The organism is Methylorubrum zatmanii (assembly GCF_014845115.1).
Lineage (GTDB): Bacteria > Pseudomonadota > Alphaproteobacteria > Rhizobiales > Beijerinckiaceae > Methylobacterium > Methylobacterium zatmanii.
In genome coordinates this window covers 1-15713 of the sequence record NZ_NKUI01000116.1, presented here as the reverse complement: position 1 = coordinate 15713, position 15713 = coordinate 1, and the positions used below count along the sequence as shown (strand labels likewise).

Genomic DNA, 15713 nt, shown 5'->3' with positions numbered 1-15713 from the left:
GCATGGCATCGGTGCCCCCATCATGAACCCTGCTCGCCTGCGCAGAGCTTGTTACGGTTACATTTCCAAAACGGTTGCATCGCTCGCTAGGCATTTCCAGGGGGCGGAATAGCGAATCTCCTCGTTGCGCAGGGAGAGGCGGATGGACCTGACGAAGAAGTTACTGGTCGAGCCCGGCTCGCACGTGCGCCTGGACGGGATCGACGCAGGTTTCACCGGCCATTTCTCCTCCCGCGCGGAAGCCGACAAAGCCCGGACCAAAACGCGGAGCGGCTACGGGTCCCGCAGCGCATGCTCTACAGCGATGGTCGGCGCGCCCTCCTGATCGTGCACCAGGACATCGATGCCGCCGGCAGGGACGGCACCTGCTAGGGGGGGCGTCAACGCGGTGAATCCGCAAGGCGTTCGGGTCCACGGCTTCAAGGAGTCTACCGCCATCGAAAAAAGGGCACGACTTCCTCTGGCGCGTTCACGCCCCGGCCCCGGCCCGCGGCCAGAGCGCTGTCCGCCGAAGTGGAGACCGGGTCGGCGCAAGAAAACGCGTCACAACAAGGGCCTAGAGCCGTGCTCGATGGCAACGCGATCGGGCACGGCTCTAGGTCGCCGTATTCAACCGCTCGCACGACGAGGACGTCCTCGTCGCCCGCGCGCAAGCGAGTGCCGACGCAGATGTGGCATCGCCGGTGCGACACCATCAACGCCTTCGAGGAACTGCTGCGCATCGAGGGCGACATTACAGCGATAAAGTTCTTCACGGATACTTGGTATAATTCAAATCAAAATGAAAATGCCTTAACTCGCCCCTGCACTTCTTTCGATCGGAACGACGTCTCGGATGCGGTGCGCCCACACCACTCGATCAGGGCCGGCTCAGCTGGCCTTGAGCCAATCGACCACGCCGGCTGCAGAGCGGAATTCGTCGAGGGCGTGGATGCGGGCTCCCGGAATCGCGTCGCGGGCCATGGTTGCGAGGGCGTGGCCCGGGCCGAGTTCCAGCACGGTGTCGCTCCCGTATTCCTGACAGGCCTCCAGGCACGCGGCCCAGTCGATCGTTTGCGAGATCTGGCGCGCGAGCTTCACGAGCCCCGCTCGCCCATCGAAGACAGGGTCACCGTCGAGCCCGCTGATCAGCCGCGGCGCGGCCCGTGCTGGACGTTGCAGTTGTTCTTCCGCGAGGGCGTTCTCGAAACTTTGGCTCGCCTCGCGCAGAAGCGGCGTGTGCGAGGGAGTCCGCACTGCCAGGATCACGGCTTTGGCGGCACCGGCCGCGCGGGCGTCTTCACAGAGCTGTTCGAGGGCCGGACTCGGACCGCCGACGACGCCGCTGTCGGAGGCGTTGCGGATGGCGAGATGGCAACCATGTCTGCCGGCCAGGGTCTCGACGGCCGCGAGCGGCAGACCCCGGATGCCGGCGAGGCCAGCTCCGGCGCCGCCCGCCGCATCCATGGCCTCGGCGCGGATGGCGGCGAGGCGCAGGATCGTCTCCGCATCGAAGCGGCCGGCACAGCCCCAGGCGGCGAGATCGCCGATGCTGTAGCCGGCGACGATCACGCGGGCGGGGCGGGCCGCCTCCACCACGGTCCAGCCCGCCAGAGCGGCGACGCAGCAGAGGATCTGGCCCGTGCGGTTGCCGTGCAGATCCGCGCCGGGGGCGCGGACGAGTTTTCGCGCGTCAGAACCAAGGATGCGCTCCGCCGCCGCGAAAACCGGCGCGGCGGCGGGCCAGTCGGCGGTGAGATCGAACATCCCCGGATGCTGGCCGCCCTGGCCCGACAGCAGGACCGCGAGGGTCATGGGGCGGCCTCGATCCCGTCGACGAACAGGGTCATGGCGAGCAGGTCGGCCGCGCCGCCGGGACTGAGGTTGCGGGCGACGAAGGCGCTGTGCAGGGCCTTGGCACGTGCCCGCCAATCCGGCTGGGCGACTCCGCCCGCCGCGACGAAGCGCGCGGCTTGCTCGCGCGCGAACACGAACCCGTCCTGCCCGCCCCTGTGAAGCAGATTCGTGTCCTCGACATGCGCGATCAGGGCGAGGCAGGCCTCCACCCGCGCGGCCTCCTCGTCGCCGGGACGCGCTTGCCGGGCGCGCCGCAGCGCCGGCAAGCCGATGCGGTAGAGGCTCGGGAAGCCGGCGGCGGCCTCGGCCGGCGCGCCGCCGACGCCGTGGCGGCGGCGTGCCCGTGCGCCGGGGGCGTGCAGCAGCACGGGGCCGGCAAGGATCGCCGCGCCGTAGCGCGCGCGCACGAGGCCGCCCAGCGCTCCGGCCGCCGGCCGAGGCAGGGCCCCGGCGGCGGCACAGAGCAGGCCGAGCCCGAAAATCGCGCCGCGATGGGTATTCACGCCGCCCGTCGCCGCCCGCATCGCCGCCTCAGCGTCGAGGCCGATGCGGCGCAGGACCGGCATCGGTGCACCCTCTGCTCCCGCGATGGCCAAACCACGAAAGAACGGCGTGATCGCTTGGGTGCTCGCCCGGAAGGTGCCCGCATCCATGTCGGAGTGGCTTCCCGGATCGACGTGGCTGACGAGGCCGGGCTTCGGATACGTTTCGAGTTCGAGGCGCAGGGCGCAGGCGGCAGCCCGTGCGATCCCGTCTGCCGCCGGGCACCCAGCGTCCTTGGGAAGCGCGGCCAGCGCCGGGAGCGGATTCATTCGGGATCTCCCGCCAGAACACCGGCGGCCGCACGCAGGGCGAGGCGGTCGCGGTGCTTGACCAGAACCGTGTCGCCGGGGGCGGCGGCGTGCAGTTCGCGCCAGTTCACCCCACCGCCGTCCGGCAGCAGAAGCTCGCCGTCGAGGCGCATCGGCGCCCGCCTCTCGATGTCGGCAAGGCAAGCAAGGAATCCAGGCGGCACCACGCCGGAGACTGGCCAGAGCAGATCGAGGTCCGATTTTTCGGAGAGATAGCTCAGGCCGGTCAGGCTCTGCCAGAGCAGGCTGCCGAACGGACGCGGCGCCAGGCCGTGGCAAGCGCCGAGCGCGACGATGGCCTCGACTGTCCTGACCCAGGCGGCCGGGCAGGTGTCACGCATGTCGGTCAACCGCGCGGGCGGGCGCAGGCGCACCGACTCGGGGGGGAGAGCGAGGCCGACGCGGCGCTTACCGTCGCGCGGCGGCAGCGGCAGGCCGACCGGCACCAGCCCCGCCTCCCCCGGATGCGAGCGCCGCAGGATGACCGGGCGACCTTCCTCCACCCAGGCCGCGACGTGCGGCAAAGCTGCAAGGTCCGCCCGAGCGGCCACCGCCGCCCGCCACGCATCCGGTTCTACGTCGAGGAGGTCGTGGCGCCGATAGGCCTCAGCCAAGGCGCATGTCCCGGATCACCTGCGCGGCGATCGTCTCCGCGACGGGCCTTCCGCCGCGCTCGCGCCCGGCGCGGTCGCGGGTATCCTCCACGGGCAGTGCATCGATCACGGCGGCGATCTGCTCGGCCAACGGTCGGTCGGGGTCGAGCACGGCCTCGACCGCACCGGTGCGGACCATGTTGTCGAGGCCGGGAGCGAAGACCGGCGTATCCTTGGCCATCGCTTCCAGCCGGTCAAGGGGCAGTTTGGTGACCCGCGCCACGGAAGGCAGGTCCATCACGCTCGGATTCGCCCCCGGCAGGCCAACGAGGACGCGGGTCGCCAGAGCCGTGGCGATGAAGGCACCCGCCGCCGAGTGGCCGTAGATCAGCCCGACGGTCGGGTGACCGTGCGCATCGGCGAGCAGCAGCGTCTTGGCGAGATGCGCCAGATATTCGTTGAGGCCGAGCAGCTCGTCGCGCCGGCTCATGCGCTGGCTGTCGGAATCGATCGCCACGAGGATCGGCGTGCCGTCGCCCCGGCGCACCACGTCGAGGACATCGGCCGCGAGCCGGCAGGCGCCATCGACGCCGAGCGCCGTGTCGCCGTCGATGCCGATCACCGCGAGCCGGCCACCCCGGAACGGGCCCTCGCCGCTGACGAGCCCGTCCTCGACGGTGACCGAATGGCCCTCGGGAAACAGCGCTGACAGGATTTCGGGAAGCGTCGTGTTAGCGCGCGTCATGGGTCGTCTCCCCGAGGCTAGCGAGCAGGGTCTCGAACGCGGCCGTGGTCAGGGCCGGCACCGCCTCCGGGTCGTTCACGCCGAGCCGTCCCCAGATCTCGGTGGCGTCGCGACAATCGCCGAAGCGGGCCATGCGCTCTTCCAGGCGCTTCTGCTCGGCCTCCAGGGTGGCGAGATCGAAGGCAGGCGCCCGCCCGATCAGGTCGAGCGCCGCCCGGCGGAACGCTTGGACCGTGTCGTCGGCATAGGCGTCGGCGCCGCCGGTGAGCCGGCGATGCTTGCCGCCCATGGTGCGCCAGACCAAAGCGCGGTCACGGGAGTCGAACTCCTCCGCGCCCTTGTTGGTCTCGATCACCTCCGGCCCCGAGACGGAGATGCGCCCGCCCTCGGAGACGACGAGCCGCGAGCAGGTCGCCGCGATCAGGCCGCCGCCTCCATAGGCGCCGGCCCGGCCGCCGATCAGGCCGATCACCGGCACGCCGGCCGAGCGCACCTGCGTGATCGCCCGCATCACCTCGGCGATGGCGGTCTCGCCGGCATTGGCCTCCTGCAGGCGCACGCCGCCGGTATCGAACAGGATCAACACGGCTTCCGGCTTGAGGACCAGGGCGGCCCGCAGCAGGCCGACGAGCTTGGCGCCGTGCACCTCGCCGAAGGCGCCGCCCATGAAGCGGCCCTCCTGCGCGGCGACGAGGACGGCTTTGCCGTCGAGGCGGCCCGAGCCGACGATCATGCCGTCATCGAAGGCGCGCGGCAGATCGAACAGCGGCAGATGCGGGCTCATCCGGCGCTGCTCGGGGCCGATGACCTCGCGGAAGGATCCGGCATCGAGAAGACCGTCGATGCGGGCGCGGGCGCTCGCCTCGTACCAGCTCGTGGCCCAGCCCTTGGAGGCCGGATCGATGATCCGTTCGCTCATCGTCAGACCTCCATCAGCCGGGCGCCCTGGAGCAGGCGCAGCGATACGGTGTCGGGACGGGCGCCCCCGTCATTGATCGTGATGCGCAGCCCCCCGGGCTGGGCGCGGGCGACGAAGTCGGCGACCACCGCCGCCCAGACCTCGCCGTAGCCGCGGATCGGCGTCTCGATCTCGACCGAGCACTCGGTCGGGGCGAGCGCGCGCTCCAGGAGCACTTCGAGATTGCCGGAGGCGACCACCCCGGTGATGGCCTGTGCCTTGGCGCCGGGCAGGGCGCGGGACGTGGCGTGTCGGAAGCTGAGCTTTTCCATCGCGGCCTCACCAGTTCCGGAACTTGGCCGGCGGCTCGTAGAGGCCGCCCGACCAGTGCACGAGATCCTTGATCGACTTGGCCGCGAGCAGGGAGCGGTCGGCGTCGAGGGGTTCGATGCCGAGGTCTTCCGGGCGGCGCACGATGCCGCGCTCGCGCAGACGCTCGACCATGGCCCGGTCGCGCCCACGGCCGATCTCGGTGTAGCCGGCCACCCCGCGGATCGCCTGCTCGCGCTCGTCGGCGGTGCGGCAGAGCAGCAGGTTGGCGATGCCTTCTTCCGTCACGATGTGGGTGACGTCGTCGGCGTAGACCATCACCGGAGCGAGCTCCAAGCCGATCTTCTTCGCCAGTTCCAGGGCGTCGAGCCGTTCGACGAAGGCCGGCACCAATCCCTCGCCGAAGGTCTCGACGATCTGCACCACGAGCTTGCGCCCGCGCATCAGGGCCGGATCGCCGATGACTTGCGCCTCGCGGCCCGCCTTCATCCAGGTGTCGGACGGGTGGCGCCGCCCGTGCGGATCCGAGCCCATATTGGGCGCGCCGCCGAAGCCGGCCACGCGGTTCTGCGTCACCGTCGAGGAATGGCCGGCGAGGTCGATCTGCAGGGTCGAGCCGATGAACAGGTCGCAGGCATAGAGTCCGGCGGTCTGGCAGAAGGCCCGATTGGAGCGGAGCGAGCCGTCGGACCCGGTGAAGAAGATGTCCGAGCGCTCGCGGATGTATCGGTCCATGCCGACTTCGGAGCCGAAGCAATGCACCTGCTTCACCCAGCCCGATTCGATGGCCGGGATCAGGGTCGGGTGCGGGTTGAGCGCCCAGTGCGTGGCGATCTCGCCCTTCAGGCCGAGACGCTCGGCATAGGTCGGCAGCAGCAATTCGATGGCCGCCGTGCCGAAACCGATGCCGTGGTTGAGGCGGCGGATGCCGTACTCGGCGTAGATCCCCTTGATCGCCATCATGGCCATCAGGATCTGGGTTTCCGTCATCGCCGCCGGATCGCGGGTGAACAGCGGCTCGACGTAGAACGGCTTGTCGGCCTCGACCACGAAGTCGATCCGGTCGCCGGGAATGTCGACGCGGGGCACGCGCTCGACGATCTCGTTGACCTGCGCCACCACCACGCCGTTCTTGAAGGCGGTCGCCTCCACCACCGTCGGCGTGTCCTCGGTGTTCGGGCCGGTATAGAGGTTGCCGTCCCGGTCGGCCGAGACGCCGGCGATCAGGGCGACGTTCGGGGTGAGGTCGACGAAGTAGCGGGCGAACAGCTCCAGATAGGTGTGGACCGCGCCCAGCTCGATCTGCCCGCCATAGAGCATGCGGGCGATGCGCCCGCCCTGCGGACCCGAATAGGAATAATCGAGGCGCTTCGCGATCCCCTGCTCGAACACGTCGAGATGCTCCGGCAGCACGATGCCGGACTGGACCATGTGCAGATCGTGCACACGGGTCGGGTCGCATTGGCTCAGGGCCCGCGCGAGGCAATCCGCCTGCTTCTGGTTGTCGCCTTCCAGGCAGACCCGGTCGCCGGGACGAAGGATCGCCTCCAGCAGATCGACCACACCGGCGGCGGCCACCACCTTGCCCGAGCTGTGAGCCCGGCCCGCCTCGATCCGCGCATCGCGGGCTTCCCGCTCCCGGCGCCAGCCGCTCATCCGGTCCGCTCCCTGTGATGGCCTCATCGCGCATACGAAGGATGGCTTAGCGGCCGAGTTCGTATGCGTCGCGGCAGTCGAATTCCGGTTTTTGTATTCTTACTTGCACGAAAGTCAATATCTTGCATACGATGCGATCATAAGAACGAATCGCTGAATACGGGATGGAGACGCGTGATGGCGGCTGCATGCAGAAGGCCCAGGCCGGGCTCGTGGATCGAGGCGACGTCGGCCGACTCGGCGGCGGCCCCTCGCCCGGAGGGCGGCCGATGACCATTCTCGGCGTTGCGCTCCTCGCGCTCTGCACCCTGATCGGCGTGTTCCTGGGTGACCTTCTGGGTGTTCTGCTCAACGTGAAGGCCAATGTCGGCGGCGTCGGCATCGCCATGATGCTGTTGATCGCCGCCCGGGTCTGGCTCGTGCGCCACAACCGGCTCGGCCACGCGACCAAGCTCGGGGTCGAGTTCTGGGCCAGCATGTACATCCCGATCGTGGTGGCGATGGCCGCGCAGCAGAATGTCGTCGCGGCGGTGAGCGGCGGCCCGATCGTCATCATCGCGGCGGTCGGCAGCGTGCTGCTGTGCTTCGCCGCGACGGCCCTGCTCGGCCGGATCGGCGGGCGGCCGGCACAGGACAGCGCGGACATCGAGCATGCCGGTGCCGTCATCGCCGGGGACGCCGAAGCGCCCTCGCCCGTGCGACCCACGACCGCGATGCGGAGGTAAGCCGATGCTGCACATGCTCGAACACGTCTTCGTCGAACAGAGCCTCGTGGCGGCCTTCGCGGTCATCGGCGGCCTGATGCTGGTGTCGCACGTCATCGGGAAACGCCTGACCGGCGGCCGGGTCCACGGCTCGGCCATCGCCATCGTTCTCGGTCTCGTGCTGGCCTATTGCGGCGGGCTCGCCACGGGAGGGAAGCGAGGGCTCGCGGACATCCCGGCTCTGGCCGGCATCGGGCTGATGGGCGGGGCGATGCTGCGCGACTTCGCCATCGTCGCCACCGCCTTCGAGGTGGACGTGATCGAGGCACGCCGCGCCGGCCTCCTCGGCGTGGTGGCGCTGGCGCTCGGCACGGTGCTGCCCTTCCTCGTCGGCACCCTGACGGCGGTGGCCTTCGGCTACCACGACGCGGTGTCGATCACGACCATCGGCGCGGGTGCCATCACCTACATCGTCGGTCCGGTGACCGGCGCGGCGCTCGGCGCCGATTCGACCGTGATGGCGCTCTCCATCGCCACCGGCGTCACCAAGGCGGTGATGGTGATGGTGGGCACACCCCTCGTCGCCCGGCTGATCGGCCTCGACAACCCCCGCTCGGCGATGGCCTATGGCGGCCTGATGGGCACGGTCAGCGGCGTCGCCGGCGGGCTCGCGGCCACCGATCCGAAGCTGGTTCCCTACGGCGCGCTGACGGCGACCTTTCACACCGGCATCGGCTGTCTCGTCGGCCCCTCGCTGTTGTTCCTGATCGTGCGGGCACTGGTGGGATGATGCGGATGGGAGATGGCGGCGACATGGACGGCATGGTCGAGGGGCGCAGTCTGCTCTCCGATCAGATCCGCAACGCCCTGACGGACGAGATCGCCTCCGGCGTCCTCGCCGCCGGGATCGCCCTCGACGAACAGCATCTCGCCGACCGCTTCGGCGCCTCGCGTACCCCGGTGCGCGAGGCCCTGCGCCAACTCGCCTCCAGCGGTCTGGTCGAGATGCGGCCCCGGCGCGGCGTCGTGGTCACCCGCATGACGCCCGAGCGGATCATGGAGATGTTCGAGACGACCGCCGAGTTCGAATCCCTCTGCGTGCGGCTCGCCACCTACCGGATGACCCCTCTCGAACTCAGCGCCCTGATGGATCTGCACGAGCAATCGGCGGCCCCCGTCGCGGCGCAGGATTACGACACCTACGACGCCCTGAACCGCTCTTTCCACGAGGCGCTGTATCGCGGGACCCATAACGGCTTCATGGCCGAACAAGCGCTGGCCATTCGGGCGCGCCTGTCGGCCTTCCGGCGAACGCAGCTGCGTCACGGCGCGCGCATCCTGCGTTCCCGCGCCGAGCACGGCGAGATCCTCCAGGCGATCGCCGAGGGCGACGGCGACGCGGCGGCGCGGCGGATGCGCGCCCACATGCTCAACGCCGCGAGCGCCCTGGGCCGCTACGTCGCCGAGCATACCAGCGCCTGAGCAGGTGGGTTGGGGCGGAGAGCGGCGGGCGTCACCATCGGGAGACTCTTCGCAGTCCCTGGCGGTCAGGGCCACGGGCGGCGCTGCCGGGTGAGCCCATGTAACGTTTTGTGACAGCGGCCACTTTCGCGTTGCCGGGCCGCCCTGCCCTCCTATGCTCAGGGCATGAGCGACGTCCCCACCATCGCCATCGTCGAGGATGACGGCGACATCCGCACGCAACTCGCCGGCTATCTGGAAGGCGAAGGCTTTCGTGCCCTCTGCCTCGACGGCGGCGCGAGCCTCGACCGGCTGCTCGCGGCGGGGCCGGCGCCGGACCTGATCGTGCTCGACTGGATGCTGCCGGGCGAGGACGGGCTGTCGATCTGCCGGCGCCTGCGCGCGGCGGGCGGACCGCCCATCGTCATGCTGACCGCCAAGGACGAGGATATCGACCGGGTGCTCGGCCTGGAGATGGGCGCCGACGACTACGTCTCGAAGCCGTTCAACCCGCGGGTGCTGCTCGCGCGGATCCGCGCTGTCCTGCGCCGCGCCACCGGGAACGGCGGCCAGGGCGCCGATCCCGCGCGCGAAACGCTCCTCGTGGCCGACCTCGTGGTCGATCTCGCGGCGCGCCGGGTCACGACCGGTCGGCCCAGTGCCGAGATCCCGCTCACCAGCGCCGAATACGACCTGCTCCACTGCTTCCTGACCCGGCCGCAGCGGGTGCTCTCCCGCGACCAGCTCCTCGACTGGACGCGCGGACGCACCGCCGATGCCTTCGACCGCACCATCGACGTGCAGGTGAGCCGGCTGCGCCACAAGCTCGACGCCTCCGGCAGCGGCGTCGCGGCCCTGCTCAAGACCGTGCGCAACGCCGGCTACATCCTGGCCGCCCCGGTGAAGCCCGCGCCATGATGGCCCGGATCGGCCTGCTCGGCCGGATCATGCTGTTCCTGCTCGGGGCACTCTCGGTGCTGGTGATCGTCACGGTCTCGATCGATCGCTGGCAGATCGCGCACCGGCCCTTCCCCTGGAACAGCAGCTTCCCGCGCCTCGATCAGGCCGCGCACATCATGACCCTTCTGCGGGAGGCCGACCCCGCCCTGCGGCCCGCCATCCTGAAGGCGGTGAGCGGCGAGGCCTTGAGGGCCGAGATCGCCGATCAGCCCCCACCGGAGGCCGAGCTGATCCGCGAGCCGCGCCTCGAAGCACGCCTGCGCCGGCTGACGGGGGAGACGGACGACCGGATCTCCGCCTTCACCAGCACCGCCATGCTGCACCGGGGCGTCGATGCGGCGGATGTCGCGGATCAGGACCGGCGCCGGCCGATCGGCAGCCTGTCGACGGCGACCTATCGGCTGCCGGATGGCCGAATTCTGGTCATCTCCGCCATCGAACGCCATCGCTCGCTGATGCCCTGGCTGCTCGGGCTGCCGTTGAGCCTGTGGGTGGCGATCCTGGGCGTGGCGGTGGCCGGTCTCGTCCTCGTCGGGGCGCGTCACGAACTCACCCCCCTGCGGCGCCTGACCGAAGCGGTGTCCCGCTTCGACGGTCGCGTGACGGAGCCCGCCATCCCGACCCAGGGTGCCCCCGAAATCCGGCATCTCGCCCGGGCGGTGCAGGTGATGCAGGAACGCATCGTCGGCCTGATGGCCGAGCGCTCGCTTCTGATCGGCGCCATCTCCCACGACCTCAAGACCTACCTGACGCGCCTGCGCCTGCGGGCCGAGGGCGTGGCCGAGCCGGAGCGGCGGGAGCGGCTGATCGAGGATCTCGATGCGATGACGGCCCTGATCGACACCTCCCTCGGCTTCGCCCGCGGCACCGCCGTCGGCGTGGAACGCGCGGCGGTCGATCTCGCCGACTTGGTCGCGGTCGAAGTCGCCGAGCAGGCGGCGCAGGGCATCGCGATCCGGCTGACCGGCGAGGACGTGCAGGACGCGGTGACCGTGGGCGATGCGGTCGCGTTGCGGCGCGTCGTCGCCAACCTGATCGAGAACGCGGTCAAGTTCAGCCGCTCCACGGTCGCCGTCGCCGTGAGCCGCACCGGCACGGTCTGCCACGTCGTCGTCGAGGATGACGGGCCGGGTATCCCGGACGCCGAACGCGCGGCGGTGTTCAGCCCGTTCTACCGGGTCGAACGCTCCCGCAGCCGACAGACCGGCGGCACGGGACTCGGCCTCACCATCGCGCGGCAGATCGCCGAGGCCCATGGCGGCAGCGTCGTCGCCGAGGCCGGATCCCTGGGCGGCGCCCGGCTCGTCGTCACCCTCCCGGCCCTCGCCTGACGGGCGGGTGGCCGGTTACAAAACGTTACCCCGACGCAGCGGCCCGTCACATCCGGGAAGGAGCTGCGGGCGACCCTTCGCTCAACCCGACGCGGCGAGCCCGCCGCAGGTTCACGAAGGTGAAGGACGTCGTCGATGGTCAAACGTCTCGTTTCGGCCGCCCTGCTGGCCACCGGCCTCGCGGTCCCGGCCATGGCCCTGCCGCTGGTCCAAGAGGGCGCCACCACCGGCGCCGATACGCCGATCATCCGGGTCTATGACGGCTGCGGGCCCTATGCCCATCGCGGCCCCTATGGCGGCTGCCGCCCCGGCGGACAGGCAGGCGGCTATATCCGCGGCGTCTCCTGCCCGGCGGGCTTTCATATCGGCCCCTATGGCCGCCGCTGCTGGCCGAACTGAATCCCCTTCCCCTCTCCCCGGCCCAGGGCCGGGCACCCAGGAGTGCATCATGATCGGCAAGATCGCGATTCCGCTGGCGCTCGCCGCCGGACTTCTGACCACCGCTTCGGACGCCGAGGCCCGGGACGGCTGCGGCCTCGGCTTCCATCGGGGCTATTACGGCTGGTGCCGGCCGAATTTCGGCTATCGCCCCTACGTTTACGGGCCAGTCTATCACCGCTTCGGCTATCGGCCCTGGGGCGGGTATCGCTGGCGCTACGGCTACCATTGGCATCGCCGTTTCGCGTGGCATGGCGGCTATCGCTGGGGCGGCTTCCGGCACGCTGGCTGGCATGGCGGTTGGCATCGCCGCTGGTAGGCCGCCCCTCAGGCGGGCAGCGTCAGCCGCACGCAGAGACCGCCGAGATCGGAGAGTTCGAGCCTGACGGAGCCACCATACAGCTCCGCCAGCTCCACCGCGATGGGCAGCCCGAAGCCGTGGCCGGGCTGGCTCTCGTCGAGGCGGCGCCCCCGCTTCAGCACCGCCGAAGCGGCCTCGCCGGTGAGGCCCGGCCCGTCATCCTCGATCCGCACGACGGCTTCGCTGCCGACCCGCTGCGCCGCGACCCGGACGCGGCCGCGGCACCACTGACAGGCATTCTCGATCAGGTTGCCGAGCATCTCGTCGAGATCCTGCGGATCGCAGGCGATTGCGAGGCCGTCCGGCACATCGAGCAAGAACGCGATGCCCTTGTCGGCATGAAGGCGCGCGAGCACCACCCGCAGGTCGCCCACATGCGTCGCGAGATCGACCCTGGTGCGGGCGCCGCCGCCGATGGCCGCGCTCCGGGCGCGGCGGAGATGATGGCGGATTCGCCGGTCCATCCCCTCGACCAATCGCCGGAGCCCACCGTCGCGGTCGGAGGCCGTGTCGGCCAGCGCCATCGACAGGGTCGCGAGCGGCGTCTTCAGGCTGTGGGCGAGGTTGGCGACATGGGCGCGGGCATGCTCCAGCTGGGTCGCATTCTGGTCGAGCAGCGCGTTCATCTCGCTGACCAGGGGGCGGATTTCCTCCGGCTGGCGCGGAGGCAGCCGGTCCCTGGCACCGGATCTCACCTCGGCCAGTTGATCGCGCAGGCGGCGTAAGGGCCGCAGGCCCAACCGGACCTGGACGAGAACCCCAGCGAACAGGAACAGGCCGATCACCCCGAGACAGACGGCGAGCGTGCGCAGGGCTTCGAGGACCGGGCCGCGCAGGGCCGCGTTCGGAGCCGAGGCGGCCAGGACGGTCGGCGGCGCGCCCCCCTCGCCGGGGATCGTCAGGATGCGCAGGATCAGGCCCTCGCCCCACGGGCCGGTGCCGTCCGCAGGCGCGGGCGTTCCGGCGTCCCGTTGCCGCTCGGGGAGATCGGGATGGGCTAAGCGACGCCCGTCGAGGGAGGCGGAGCCGAGCCACGCCGCGCCGCGCCGCACCTGCCAGTACCAGCCGGACCGGGGCCGGTCGAAGGGCGGCCCGTCCCGGTCGCGCCCGAGGGACAGGCCCCCCCCGGGATCCGGGCGCAGATCCGAGACCAGGGACAGGATGCGGTCGTCGAGGCGCCCGTCGATCTGGCCGCGGACGAAGCGGTGCAGGATAAAGCCGATGGAGAGGCCGGCGGCGAGGAGGGCCACGCTCAGGAACGCCCCGGCCGCCAGCAGGAGGCGCCGCTGCAGCGAACCCGGACCGTGAACCCTTCGGTGCGGCGGCTTCGGAGGATGGGGTGGAGGCGGAAGGGAGGCTTTCACGCCGTCCCCACCGGCATCAGGCGGTAGCCGTGGCCGCGCACCGTCTCGATGGCGGCGGGCGCGATCTTGCGGCGCAGGCGCGTGATGATGACCTCGACCGAGTTGGAATCGACCTCGGCATCCCCGTCATAGACCCGCTCGATCAGTTGGGCGCGGGGCACCACCACCTCCTTACGCAGGATGAGACAGCACAGCACGCGCCATTCCAGGCCGGTGAGCCGCAGGGGCAGCCCGTGATGCTCGAAGGTGCCGAGGCCGGGATCGTAGACGAGGGGACCGCAATCGATCCGTTGTGAGCCGTTGGCTTGAGCCCGGCGCACCAGGGCCCGCAGGCGCATCACCAGCTCCTCGACCCGGAACGGCTTGACGAGGTAGTCGTCGGCTCCGGCCTTGAAGCCCGCCACCTTGTCGCTCCAACCGTCGCGGGCGGTGAGGACGAGCACCGGCATCGTGCGACCGGCGGCGCGCCAGCCCTGCAACACCGCGACGCCGTCGCGCTGGGGCAGGCCGAGATCGAGCACGACGGCATCGTAGGCCTCCGTCTCGCCGAGATGGCCGGCATCGATCCCGTCACGGGCGCGATCGAGGGCGAAGCCTTCGGCCCGCAGCGCCTTGGCGAGTTCGGCGGCCAGTGCCTCGTCATCCTCGACCAGCAGGATCTTCATCGCGGTCCCGTCCGACGGCCGGCGCCGCCGTCCCGCCGGACAGGTCCGGGGCTGGGAAAGGCGCCTAAGCCCTTGTTTCGATAGGCAGCCACGCGACGAACGAGGCCCGCCGCAGCGGAGCGCGCTCTATCGGCGGGCATTTAACTGAACCTGAACGAACTGGTTCAGGGTGAGTTTCGGGCACCGGCCTAGAAGTCTTCCGGCCCGAGAGGGACACCGGAACACAGGACATCGACATCCCATGACCAACGGTACGATCACCGACGCTTCCGCGCAGACTGAAGCCCAGCCGGCGCCGCGCCGCCGGGCTCGGCGCGGCCTCGTGGTCGGCGCCATCGCCGCGCCGCTCGCCCTCGGCGCGGTCGGCCTCTCCCTGGCGCAGAACGGGCAGCCGGCGATGATCACGCCGGTCGCACCGGTCGCGATCTCGACGCTCGCCCCCTCGGGCGCCATCGCGGCGAAGGGCGAGGTCGCCGAGATCTTCGGCAACAAGTTCGTGATCCAGGACGGAAGCGGCCGGGCGCTGGTCGAGACCGGACGCGAGGGAGAGGACGGCAAGCTGGTCGACAAGGGCGAGACCGTCACCGTCCAGGGGCGCTTCGAGCACGGCTTCCTGCAGGCCCGGATCGTCACCCGCGCGGATGGCCGTCAGGTCGTCCTCGGCCCCGCCGGCGGCCCGCCGCGCGGCAGCCTCGATTGGGCCAGGGACAAGGTCGGCCTCGGCCAGCAGACCGATCTGCCCGCCCTGAAGGCGGCGGTCGAGAAGGCCGGCTACGGCGATGTCCGGGTGACGGGGCGGGGCCCGCGCCATTTCGAGGTCGCCGCCAAGGGCCCGGACGGCCGGGAGCGCCTGCTCCATGTCGGCTTCGACGGGCAGATCCGCGAGCGCTCGATCCTCTGAGCTCCCAACGACACGATCACGGCCGGCGGACGCGTCCCGCCGGCCACCGGATATCGCAAAGGACCATGGGCATGGATGAGACGGTACGGGCAGCGGGAACGATCTGGGGCATGTTCGGCCACCGGCTCGCCCTGGAGGGAGCGGACGGCAAAGTCCTGGTCGATCTCGGCCCCAAGGGCATCGAAGGGCTCGACCTGAAGGTCGGCGACCCGGTTGCGGTTTCCGGGCGGCGAAAGCCGTCCGAGATCAAGGTCACGCTCCTCACGCTGCCGGACGGGACCGAGCGGGCTCTGTCCTGGCCGGACCGGCCTCAGCCCGACCGGTGCGGACCGGGCAAGCCGGTGGATCCGGCCCCCATCCTGGCGGCCGTGAAGGCGGCCGGCTACGTCGCCGAGGGAGAGCCCCGACGCAGGCCGAAGCATTTCGAGATCACCGCTCGCAGCCAAGGCGAGCGCCATCAGCTCCATGTCGGTCTCGATGGGGCGATCCGTAAGATCGAAGCCGAGGCATGAGGCAATCCGGGAATGCCCACACCTCGCTAGTGGCCTGAGTTGGAAGTTTCCTTGCGGTTTTGGCGCGCGAGCACCATGTGGCGGCCTTCTACGAGGAGGTCGCTACG

The 15713-nt window shown here is 70.5% G+C and carries 19 protein-coding genes; 10 read left to right on the top strand and 9 right to left on the bottom strand.

Going from position 1 to position 15713, the window contains the following annotated elements; all coding sequences use genetic code 11:
- Positions 1-142 precede the first annotated feature (142 nt).
- Positions 143-325, top strand: coding sequence for a hypothetical protein (locus MZTS_RS15040; protein WP_192284464.1), 183 nt, complete (start codon positions 143-145; stop codon positions 323-325).
- Positions 326-870: 545 nt separating this feature from the next.
- On the opposite strand, the gene MZTS_RS15035 is transcribed toward MZTS_RS15040, so the two are convergent.
- From MZTS_RS15035 to mdcA, 7 genes are read right to left on the bottom strand one after another with little or no spacing between them, the layout of a single operon-like run.
- Positions 871-1794, bottom strand: coding sequence for an acyltransferase domain-containing protein (locus MZTS_RS15035; RefSeq protein ID WP_192284463.1), 924 nt, complete (start codon positions 1792-1794; stop codon positions 871-873).
- A complete protein-coding gene (gene mdcB / locus MZTS_RS15030; protein ID WP_192284462.1) occupies positions 1791-2648 on the bottom strand; it encodes a triphosphoribosyl-dephospho-CoA synthase MdcB in 858 nt (285 codons plus the stop codon). The genes MZTS_RS15035 and mdcB overlap by 4 nt, the downstream gene beginning before the upstream one ends.
- Positions 2645-3301 (bottom strand): malonate decarboxylase holo-[acyl-carrier-protein] synthase, encoded by a 657-nt coding sequence (gene mdcG, locus MZTS_RS15025; protein ID WP_192284461.1) that lies wholly within the window; start codon positions 3299-3301, stop codon positions 2645-2647. The genes mdcB and mdcG overlap by 4 nt, the downstream gene beginning before the upstream one ends.
- The gene (mdcE, locus tag MZTS_RS15020; RefSeq protein ID WP_192284460.1) at positions 3294-4025 is read right to left on the bottom strand and encodes a biotin-independent malonate decarboxylase subunit gamma; all 732 of its coding nucleotides are present in this window, start codon (positions 4023-4025) and stop codon (positions 3294-3296) included. The genes mdcG and mdcE overlap by 8 nt, the downstream gene beginning before the upstream one ends.
- Positions 4012-4944: a biotin-independent malonate decarboxylase subunit beta gene (locus MZTS_RS15015; protein ID WP_192284459.1), complete on the bottom strand. Its 933-nt coding sequence runs from the start codon at positions 4942-4944 to the stop codon at positions 4012-4014. The genes mdcE and MZTS_RS15015 overlap by 14 nt, the downstream gene beginning before the upstream one ends.
- A 2-nt stretch (positions 4945-4946) precedes the next feature.
- Entirely contained in the window at positions 4947-5255 is a 309-nt protein-coding gene (gene mdcC / locus MZTS_RS15010) for a malonate decarboxylase acyl carrier protein (protein WP_009864405.1), read from the bottom strand.
- Positions 5256-5262: 7 nt separating this feature from the next.
- On the bottom strand, positions 5263-6909 hold the full coding sequence (gene mdcA / locus MZTS_RS15005; RefSeq protein ID WP_192284458.1) for a malonate decarboxylase subunit alpha: 1647 nt from the start codon (positions 6907-6909) through the stop codon (positions 5263-5265).
- 269 nt (positions 6910-7178) lie between these two features.
- Between mdcA and madL the strand changes: the two genes are divergently transcribed.
- The 7 genes from madL to MZTS_RS14970 all read left to right on the top strand — a co-directional run bounded on the left by madL (position 7179) and on the right by MZTS_RS14970 (position 12122).
- Positions 7179-7634, top strand: a complete 456-nt coding sequence (gene madL / locus MZTS_RS15000) for a malonate transporter subunit MadL (RefSeq protein ID WP_192284457.1) — start codon at positions 7179-7181, stop codon at positions 7632-7634.
- A 4-nt stretch (positions 7635-7638) separates the two neighbouring features.
- On the top strand, positions 7639-8403 hold the full coding sequence (gene madM, locus MZTS_RS14995; RefSeq protein WP_009867187.1) for a malonate transporter subunit MadM: 765 nt from the start codon (positions 7639-7641) through the stop codon (positions 8401-8403).
- A 5-nt stretch (positions 8404-8408) separates the two neighbouring features.
- Positions 8409-9095, top strand: a complete 687-nt coding sequence (locus MZTS_RS14990) for a GntR family transcriptional regulator (RefSeq protein ID WP_192284456.1) — start codon at positions 8409-8411, stop codon at positions 9093-9095.
- Positions 9096-9260: 165 nt separating this feature from the next.
- Entirely contained in the window at positions 9261-9992 is a 732-nt protein-coding gene (locus MZTS_RS14985; RefSeq protein WP_009867185.1) for a response regulator, read from the top strand.
- Positions 9989-11365: a sensor histidine kinase gene (locus tag MZTS_RS14980; RefSeq protein WP_246482123.1), complete on the top strand. Its 1377-nt coding sequence runs from the start codon at positions 9989-9991 to the stop codon at positions 11363-11365. Before MZTS_RS14985 ends, MZTS_RS14980 begins: the two co-directional genes overlap by 4 nt.
- A gap of 135 nt (positions 11366-11500) precedes the next feature.
- Positions 11501-11764 (top strand): GCG_CRPN prefix-to-repeats domain-containing protein, encoded by a 264-nt coding sequence (locus MZTS_RS14975; protein WP_009867183.1) that lies wholly within the window; start codon positions 11501-11503, stop codon positions 11762-11764.
- Between the two features lie 49 nt (positions 11765-11813).
- Positions 11814-12122, top strand: a complete 309-nt coding sequence (locus tag MZTS_RS14970) for a GCG_CRPN prefix-to-repeats domain-containing protein (RefSeq protein WP_009867182.1) — start codon at positions 11814-11816, stop codon at positions 12120-12122.
- An 8-nt stretch (positions 12123-12130) separates the two neighbouring features.
- Here the strand turns inward: MZTS_RS14970 and MZTS_RS14965 are convergent, their stop codons facing one another.
- The gene (locus MZTS_RS14965) at positions 12131-13414 is read right to left on the bottom strand and encodes a sensor histidine kinase (protein ID WP_343068760.1); all 1284 of its coding nucleotides are present in this window, start codon (positions 13412-13414) and stop codon (positions 12131-12133) included.
- A 110-nt stretch (positions 13415-13524) separates the two neighbouring features.
- Positions 13525-14193: a response regulator transcription factor gene (locus MZTS_RS14960; RefSeq protein ID WP_192284455.1), complete on the bottom strand. Its 669-nt coding sequence runs from the start codon at positions 14191-14193 to the stop codon at positions 13525-13527.
- Positions 14194-14434: 241 nt separating this feature from the next.
- Here MZTS_RS14960 and MZTS_RS14955 point away from each other — a divergent pair, with 241 nt between their 5' ends.
- Entirely contained in the window at positions 14435-15094 is a 660-nt protein-coding gene (locus MZTS_RS14955) for a DNA-binding protein (RefSeq protein WP_192284454.1), read from the top strand.
- Positions 15095-15165: 71 nt separating this feature from the next.
- Positions 15166-15606: a hypothetical protein gene (locus MZTS_RS14950; RefSeq protein ID WP_192284453.1), complete on the top strand. Its 441-nt coding sequence runs from the start codon at positions 15166-15168 to the stop codon at positions 15604-15606.
- The last annotated feature ends 107 nt before the right edge of the window (positions 15607-15713 follow it).

Coding starts and splice junctions, on each gene's coding strand:
- MZTS_RS14955 (WP_192284454.1), top strand. CDS start 14,435: ATGACCAACGGTACGATCACCGACGCTTCCGCGCAGACTGAAGCCCAG.
- mdcC (WP_009864405.1), bottom strand. CDS start 5,255: ATGGAAAAGCTCAGCTTCCGACACGCCACGTCCCGCGCCCTGCCCGGC.
- MZTS_RS14975 (WP_009867183.1), top strand. CDS start 11,501: ATGGTCAAACGTCTCGTTTCGGCCGCCCTGCTGGCCACCGGCCTCGCG.
- MZTS_RS14960 (WP_192284455.1), bottom strand. CDS start 14,193: ATGAAGATCCTGCTGGTCGAGGATGACGAGGCACTGGCCGCCGAACTC.
- mdcB (WP_192284462.1), bottom strand. CDS start 2,648: ATGAATCCGCTCCCGGCGCTGGCCGCGCTTCCCAAGGACGCTGGGTGC.
- MZTS_RS14950 (WP_192284453.1), top strand. CDS start 15,166: ATGGATGAGACGGTACGGGCAGCGGGAACGATCTGGGGCATGTTCGGC.
- mdcE (WP_192284460.1), bottom strand. CDS start 4,025: ATGACGCGCGCTAACACGACGCTTCCCGAAATCCTGTCAGCGCTGTTT.
- mdcA (WP_192284458.1), bottom strand. CDS start 6,909: ATGAGCGGCTGGCGCCGGGAGCGGGAAGCCCGCGATGCGCGGATCGAG.
- madM (WP_009867187.1), top strand. CDS start 7,639: ATGCTGCACATGCTCGAACACGTCTTCGTCGAACAGAGCCTCGTGGCG.
- MZTS_RS14970 (WP_009867182.1), top strand. CDS start 11,814: ATGATCGGCAAGATCGCGATTCCGCTGGCGCTCGCCGCCGGACTTCTG.
- MZTS_RS15035 (WP_192284463.1), bottom strand. CDS start 1,794: ATGACCCTCGCGGTCCTGCTGTCGGGCCAGGGCGGCCAGCATCCGGGG.
- madL (WP_192284457.1), top strand. CDS start 7,179: ATGACCATTCTCGGCGTTGCGCTCCTCGCGCTCTGCACCCTGATCGGC.
- MZTS_RS14985 (WP_009867185.1), top strand. CDS start 9,261: ATGAGCGACGTCCCCACCATCGCCATCGTCGAGGATGACGGCGACATC.
- MZTS_RS14980 (WP_246482123.1), top strand. CDS start 9,989: ATGATGGCCCGGATCGGCCTGCTCGGCCGGATCATGCTGTTCCTGCTC.
- MZTS_RS15015 (WP_192284459.1), bottom strand. CDS start 4,944: ATGAGCGAACGGATCATCGATCCGGCCTCCAAGGGCTGGGCCACGAGC.
- MZTS_RS14990 (WP_192284456.1), top strand. CDS start 8,409: ATGGGAGATGGCGGCGACATGGACGGCATGGTCGAGGGGCGCAGTCTG.
- MZTS_RS15040 (WP_192284464.1), top strand. CDS start 143: ATGGACCTGACGAAGAAGTTACTGGTCGAGCCCGGCTCGCACGTGCGC.